The following is a 6,557-nucleotide window of genomic DNA, read 5'->3' as shown; positions in this document are numbered from 1 at the left end:
GGAGCTTTTTTTATTTGTGCCGGACGGAAGATGGTGAGATTCGAAGCCTTGCGCCTGTAGGCGCAAGGCTTCGAATCGCCCATCTGCCGGCGCCATGCGCCGGCCTGGCGCGCCGAGGGCGCGCGACGCCTGCGTTGATCGATAGAAAAGAATGTGGCAAGTGGCCACGATGCACGGCCACATCACCTTGACGGTGATTTCAGGGATCATCGCGTCACTTGCCTGCTTCTCACAGAAATCAGGCGAATGCCGGTCGGCGGCTTGATTGTCGAATACTTCTTGGCTTGCAATTTCACAATTTCCAGATTGTCGGCGGGGTAGTACAAATCGATTGTCCTGTAACAGTGTAGAACTGTGCCTCGTCCGCTGTCAGCATGATCACCGCCGTGGCAGCAGCAACCGGTGCGAGTGTATTACCTGGCTTGGTTGGGGTAACTGGTGCGTTCACGATACACCTCCAACGACCAGGCGCAACGTCGGCCCGGACAATGGTTTGACCATAGTATGCCAGCGAGCGCTGCGCGTGGCGGGCTTTGATTAAGGCGGGGTAGTAGGCGCAGGAGGCGCCGCTGTTGCCGCAACCGGGGCGACCGGCGCAGGCTGCGTATAGATCATGATCGGCTGCGGCTGAGCTGGCAATGGAGCAGTAGATTTCGGCACGGCATTATTGAGCACAAATGTCATAACGACGATGCCAGCCGCGCCCATGCCAACTGCCGTCCCAACGACCCACTTGGTCATGTCGACAAATCCCTTATGCATGTCGACCCGGATGTCGCCGATGTCGGACTTGGTGGCTGTCTGCTCCAGACGCGTCTCTATCTTCGTCAAGCGCTCACGCGTATCGACTACAAACTCTTCAAGCTTTGCGATTCTAGCTTCCATAAAGCCATCATCCGGCGGCTCGCCGCCTTTGTCAATCGTCTTTTGTATTCGATCTATTAGACTGAAATCAACGTTCCTCATCGGCTACCCATTCATTGCCATTACAATTTCATTGACCTCATCCATTGCCACCTTTAATTCACTATCGCAGGCCGATCGCAAGTTATCGTTTGGCATTGCGGCAGCAATATTCGCAACAACATCGCTTACTCTGACTAGCTGCTTGGTGAGCGACAGCAGCGTCAGACGTTCATTTTTTGTCATAAAAGACGCTCCTATCTAATGAGGTGCACACGTCGCGTGGCTGGTGAAGTATTCACTTCACCAGCCGTACGCCCGATGCCGGCGATGTCATGCCCATGAGCTTGCCTTTGCGGTAAAACAGGATCTCGCGCGCGCCGCCGCTCAGGCATGCATCCATATCGGTGTAGGCTGTGACCATCTGAAGTCGCCTCGCATCAGGCAACCTCTCGATCGCATGACCCAATGCACAGGCAGGTGATCGCCTTCCGTGCGCTGCTTGGCGAACTCGCCGAGCCCGGCTTGAACCTCTTGGGCCGTATTCTTGTTGCATGGCGCGGCCGCCGCATGAGTTGAAAAAATTAAGACCACGGCGAGCGCCAGGAACTTTATAGTCATGGCGCAACTCCATATTTTTGTGTAAATTCTTGCTCCATCAATTCATTGCGCGCCGGGATTGTATATAAAATTGTCAAAGTGAGATCTAGTGAATTGTTGCAACTTAAGGTCGCACCCGGAATGCACAGCGCTAGCCTATTACCCTGCGTATTGACGTCACTTTTGCCGCACTCGGCATAGTTGGCCCAAATCTGCATCAGAAAAATTCGCTGCTCCAGAAGGTCGCCGCGTTGGTGGGCTGCCTACATCTTGTCGGGCAGGCTGTGTGCCATCGATAAAAAAAGAAAATGCAGGCAGTGACGAGCAATGTCGCTCCACGTCCTGCGACACCCCGCCGGCCCATGCCGCCGTATTCAGCAAACATGTTTTTCGTCAATTTATTGACTACTGTTTGTTCTACATCAAACTCCTGATGCCAGTTCCGTATATATTAATAACTCGGGCATACCTGCGTCGACTGTACAGGTAAATCCGTTCGTTCGGCCTAACCATTTATAGCATTGAAGCCACACATTTAAGCCACACAATTAAAGTCATTCTATCGAAGCCGCTTGGGTAACCAAGCGGCTTTTTTATTGCCTCAAGCGTGCGTAACGCAGCGCACGGCAGGAAGGCCATTGATCGAGGTCGGCCTGCAAGCAAGGCCAGGAGCATCTGCGCGCTGGACGATGCTCCCGGCATGTCGTGACATTTTTTAACCACCACTATGGAAGTATTTATGACAACTATCGCAACCGCCGCACAGCCGCACACCATCCACCTGCACGAGGGCCAGGCGCACCATGCCGAGGCTGCGCCAGATGCAAACCTGATAGCCTTGCCGCTGCTGTCGGACACCTATCATCGGCAATGGGTGATCCAGCGGGCCGCCGCAAAATTCCAGCGCGGCGTCGATATCGACTTTACGCCGACGCATTTCTTCGACCCGGGCGCCGCCTCGTCAGCCGGCACCGGCACGCTGCGCAATCCCTTCAGCAGCGCCGCGCAAGTGCAAGCCGCGATCGCCGGCAATGTGCAAAACATTACGCTCGGCATGCGCCGCGGCAGCGTGCTGTATGGCGGATTGCAATTTTACGTGCGCGGCGGCTTGAATTCGCCGTTTCGGCTGGTCCCGTACGGCAACAGCGAAGTGCTGCCGCAGATCGTCGGCGGCGTGATCGCGCTGGGTTGGGAGTCTTTGGCGCGGGGCGTGTGGGCACTGCGCGTCACGCAGAATCAGGACGTGTACCAAAATGGGTTTCGGCTGCTGAAACGCTCGACTTCTTACGCCAGCGCCGCGGTTGCGATTGCCGACATCGCAACGGCCGGACCCGGCAGTATCGGCTATTGCCCATCCGCCGGTGCGGTGTATATCGTTCCGCTCGATAACGAAAACCCCAACCTGGGGCAGATGGAAATCACCAAGGCCGAGCGTGGCCTGGCGTTTGGACCGGTGAATGAGGGCAGCAGCGGTAATGTGCAGGTGATCGGCATTCATGCCAGGCTGGGCCGGGATAATGCGCTGGGCGCCACATTCAGCGACACCCAGCGCGCGGTGGGCGCATTGTGGTCGCATTGCATGTTCGGCCAGTCGGGCGTGGATCAGCCGGGCGGCCACCACAGCAGCGCCTTGCTGACGATTGCCGGGGCGCGGCCGAATGCGCGCCTGATCAACTGGGCTGCCGTCGATTCGTTCTTCTACGATGGGTTAAACAATGCTGTCGAGCAAATCCACTCCAACCATGGGCAGGTCACCGGCAACAGCTCGTGGAACATCGGCGGCAACTCGCTGTATGAGGCCTACGCATCGAGCAGCAATACCGAAATCGCGTATAACGTGGGGCGCAATGATCCCAGTAACAATGCGCGCCTGTGCGTCGGCTCGTATTCCAACGGCGCGTTTGCCCTGTTCGGGCAACTCGAGGGTGAAACCCCCGATATGAATTCGACGGCCAATGTCAATAACCATTGCCACCACAATTTAATCCTGAATGCGCGCTTCGCATTCTCGCTGGGCGGCGGCGCCAACACCGTCATCGCGCACAACACCATCATCAACGCCACGACGTGGGGCGCCAACCTGAATCAGGTCGTGGTGCGTGGCAATCCGGCCGCACCGGGCCTGACCGGGGTGTCGTGGCAGTTCAATCGCAACCTGGTGCAGGGATATGGCTACGAGGGATTCGAGTACATGTCATTGCAGGGCGGCGGTTCGCCGTTCGTTAATCCCAGCTCCAGCGACTACAACGCCTATATGGGGGATGGCTCATGGCAGGGCGGCAGCGGCGCACGCAAATACGTGTTGCGCGATACGGCCGGGTCGGCCGCCTCGTGGATCGGCGCGAGCGGACTGGATGCGCATTCCGCCGCGCTGGCCAACACCGATATCCGTGCCGAGCAGGCCCAGCAATACAATAACTGGACCGTGGTCGATGCCCGCTACCGTCCAATGAAGGCGCATCCGGCGCGCAGCATGGCTGCCGGCCCGAACCTGGGCTACCTGCGCGATATCGACGGCATGCCGCTGGGGGCGACGCCGATCGCCGGCTGCTACGCATAGTATCGGATGGGGCGCTCGCCCCACGCTCACGCTGGCCGCTGCAAACAGCTGGCCAGCGTGAGCGCGCCACGCAGTGGCGCTTCACTGCCGGCGCAATTGCGCCAGCGGCAAGCGCCAACGCAAGCGCAGCAGCGCCGCCAGCACCATCACCGACAGTCCCGCCGACAGCAGCGCAACCGTGTCCATGCCGGTCAATCCGCCATCGGCGCGCTGGCCCAGCAGCAGGCTGGAACTCAGCGCGGCGGCGCTGATCGCCAGGTCTTGCACGATGTTTTGCAAGGACATGAAGCCGGCCCGCTCGTGCGGCGCCGGCACCTGGCTGGTGATGGCGGCCAGGGTGACGTTGCGGCCGGCGTTGCCCGCCATGAACAGGATGAACGGCAGCACCAGCGGCAGCGCGCCGAGATTGAAAAACGGCGCCAGGCCGGCGCAAAAGGCGAGCGTGGCGATGGCCGCCGCCGGCAGCGCTCCGGCACGGTCGGCCAGGCGGCCCAGCAATTGCACCGTCACCAGCGCGGCGACCCCGCCGGCAAAGTACAGCATGCCGAGCCGTTCGCGTGGAAAGCCCAGGTTCAGCAGCAGGTAGGCGGAAAATTGCGGGATCACCAGGAAGGCGGAAAACTGGCTCAGCGCCTGCATCAGGCAAGCTGCGCGCACCGCCGGCCGGGCCAGCAGGCTGCGCGCCGACACGGCATGCCGGCGGTCCGGCTCAAGGTGGTTGCGCAGGCTGGGCAGGCGCACCGCCGCCAGCAGCCACACCAGCGCCGCCATCGCCGCCACCGCATAAAACGGCAGGCGCCAGCCGCCCCAGCGCGCCAGTTCCAGCGCCATCGGCACGCCGGCGATCACGGCGGCGGAAAATCCCAGCATGACCTTGCCGATCGCGCGTCCGCGCCGTTCCGGCGGCGTGCTGTCGATGATGAGCGCCATGCCCAGCGCGATGGCCGGGCCGCCGCACAAACCAGTCAGCGCGCGCGCCAGCATCAGCGTCCACAGGCCGCTGGCGAACGTGGCCGCCAGGGTGCACAGGCCGACCGCGCCGAACGCCAGCAGCAAGACCGAACGCCGGTCATAGCGGTCCAGCAGGCGCACCGACAGCAATCCGGACAGCACCGCGGCCGAGGTGTAGGCTGCCGACAGCCAGCCCAGCTTGTCGCTGGAAAAAGCCAGCGCGCGCGCCAGGTCGGGGCCGAGCGGCAGCAGCATGATGAAGTCGAGCAGGTAGACGAACTGGATCGCGCCGACGATGACGATGGCCTGGGTGGGGGACAGCTGTTTCATTGGGTTCCCGTCGCGCAGGTGGCGCCATCGAGGCGCGCCGGCAGCGCGTCGCGCAGCAGCGCGGCGGCGTCGCGCAGCATCGCGGCGGTGCCGTTCCAGCCGACGCAGGCGTCGGTCACCGAGCAGCCGTAGCGCAGCTGCGCCAGGTCGGACGGGATGGCCTGGTTGCCAGGTTCGAGGAAGCTTTCGATCATGGTGCCGAGGATGCTGCGGTTGCCCTGGCGGATCTGGTGCGCCAGGTCGGTCATCACCGCCGCTTGCTGCCGGTGGTCCTTGTAGGAATTGCCGTGGGCGCAGTCGATGACGATGTTGGGCGCCAGCCTGGCCTTGGCCAGCGCGCGTTCGGCCAGCGCCACGCTGACGCTGTCGTAGTTGGGCCGGCCGCCGCCGCCGCGCAATACCAGGTGGCTGTGGCCGTTGCCGAGGGTGCGGATGATGGCGGTGCGGCCGTCGCCGTCGATGCCGAGGAAGGAGTGCGGGTGCGAGGTCGACAAGATCGCGTTGACGGCGGTATCGACGCTGCCGTCGGTGCCGTTCTTGAAGCCGACCGGCATCGGCAGGCCGGACGACATTTCGCGATGGGTTTGCGATTCGGTGGTGCGCGCGCCGATGGCCGCCCAGCTGATCAGTTCCGCCAAGTAGTGCGGCGACACCGGATCGAGCGCTTCGGCGGCGGCCGGCAAGCCGAGCCGGTTGACTTCCAGCAAGAAGCTGCGCGCCTGGCGCATGCCGTCGGCGATCCGGAAGGTGTTGTCCATGCCGGGGTCGTTGATCAGCCCCTTCCAGCCGATGCTGGTGCGCGGCTTTTCGAAATACACGCGCATCACGATGTACAGCGTATCGGACAGTTCGAGCGCCAGTTGGCGCAGCTGGCGCGCATATTCCAGCCCGGCCTCGGGATCGTGGATCGAGCAGGGGCCGACTACCGCCAGCAGGCGCGGATCGCGCCGCTCCAGGATATTGCGCACCGTGCGGCGGCCGTCGCTGACGGTTCGCGCCGCGACCGCATCGAGCGGCAACTGCGCGCGCAGTTCGGCCGGCGTGGGCATCGAGTCGATGCTCGCAAGATTGAAAAAACTTTCTTCATTGACCACAAGTTGATCTCTTTTCATGACGGGGCTCGGTAGGCGTGGCTGCCATGGCAGCGCGCGGATTGCGGGGTAGGGTGGGACCAGGTGCATAGCAAAATGAACATCTGGCATGAATAATAATT

At 61.7% G+C, this 6,557-nt stretch carries 6 protein-coding genes; 1 reads left to right on the top strand and 5 read right to left on the bottom strand.

Translation table 11 applies throughout. The features are described 5' to 3' along the window. Window positions 1-537 precede the first annotated feature (537 nt). Genes GJA_RS14400 through GJA_RS28530 form a run of 3 tightly spaced genes read right to left on the bottom strand, consistent with a single transcriptional unit; the run spans window position 538 to window position 1,327 of the window. The gene (locus GJA_RS14400; RefSeq protein ID WP_038493309.1) at window positions 538-966 is read right to left on the bottom strand and encodes a hypothetical protein; all 429 of its coding nucleotides are present in this window, start codon (window positions 964-966) and stop codon (window positions 538-540) included. Window positions 967-969: 3 nt separating this feature from the next. Continuing rightward, window positions 970-1,149, bottom strand: coding sequence for a hypothetical protein (locus tag GJA_RS14395; RefSeq protein WP_038493307.1), 180 nt, complete (start codon window positions 1,147-1,149; stop codon window positions 970-972). Window positions 1,150-1,201: 52 nt separating this feature from the next. Beyond that, window positions 1,202-1,327, bottom strand: coding sequence for a hypothetical protein (locus GJA_RS28530; RefSeq protein WP_277914400.1), 126 nt, complete (start codon window positions 1,325-1,327; stop codon window positions 1,202-1,204). Between the two features lie 915 nt (window positions 1,328-2,242). Between GJA_RS28530 and GJA_RS14390 the strand changes: the two genes are divergently transcribed. Then, on the top strand, window positions 2,243-4,063 hold the full coding sequence (locus GJA_RS14390) for a hypothetical protein (protein WP_038493305.1): 1,821 nt from the start codon (window positions 2,243-2,245) through the stop codon (window positions 4,061-4,063). Window positions 4,064-4,144: 81 nt separating this feature from the next. On the opposite strand, the gene GJA_RS14385 is transcribed toward GJA_RS14390, so the two are convergent. Together GJA_RS14385 and GJA_RS14380 are read right to left on the bottom strand one after the other, a co-directional pair. Further along, the gene (locus GJA_RS14385; RefSeq protein ID WP_051780890.1) at window positions 4,145-5,344 is read right to left on the bottom strand and encodes an MFS transporter; all 1,200 of its coding nucleotides are present in this window, start codon (window positions 5,342-5,344) and stop codon (window positions 4,145-4,147) included. After that, on the bottom strand, window positions 5,341-6,456 hold the full coding sequence (locus tag GJA_RS14380; protein WP_051780887.1) for a 3-deoxy-7-phosphoheptulonate synthase: 1,116 nt from the start codon (window positions 6,454-6,456) through the stop codon (window positions 5,341-5,343). The genes GJA_RS14385 and GJA_RS14380 overlap by 4 nt, the downstream gene beginning before the upstream one ends. Between the last annotated feature and the right edge of the window lie 101 nt (window positions 6,457-6,557).

Source organism: Janthinobacterium agaricidamnosum NBRC 102515 = DSM 9628, from assembly GCF_000723165.1.
GTDB classification, from domain to species: domain Bacteria; phylum Pseudomonadota; class Gammaproteobacteria; order Burkholderiales; family Burkholderiaceae_D; genus Janthinobacterium; species Janthinobacterium agaricidamnosum.
Note: the sequence above shows the minus strand (reverse complement) of the source record. Positions and strands in the feature narration are given on the sequence as shown.